The organism is Streptomyces sp. AC558_RSS880 (genome assembly GCF_019049255.1).
GTDB lineage: Bacteria > Actinomycetota > Actinomycetes > Streptomycetales > Streptomycetaceae > Streptomyces.
This window is the reverse complement of the sequence record NZ_JAGMUJ010000230.1, coordinates 1-336: the sequence shown is the minus strand read 5'-3', so window position 1 is coordinate 336 and position 336 is coordinate 1. Positions and strand designations below refer to the sequence as shown.

At 67.6% G+C, this 336-nt stretch carries 1 pseudogene; it reads left to right on the top strand.

Annotated features, from left to right (window positions below):
• Nucleotides 1-94: 94 nt before the first annotated feature.
• Nucleotides 95-336: pseudogene (locus tag KUM38_RS41465) on the top strand (hypothetical protein); the annotation flags it as partial.

Genomic DNA, 336 nt, shown 5'->3' with positions numbered 1-336 from the left:
ACCCCTCAACGCGTTCCAGATCGCCTTCGAGGGTCGCCTGACCCCGAGCAACAACTGACCACTCAACAACCAAGATCAGCCGTTAAATTGACACACCCCGGCCGACATCAGCGGCGACGGGGTGACGGACCTGGTCTACCGCAGCGACGCCTCCGGCCGGCTCCTCTTCCGCAAGGGCATCAAGGCCGACGGCGGCGGAACCGACCTCACCTCCCTGGCCTCCGCCGCCAACTCCGCCGACGGCGTCGACGCCGTCTACGGCGCCTCCGGCTGGGGCAGTTCCAACATCTACCTGCTCATCGGCACCCCCGACGCCAACGGCGACGCCATCCCCGA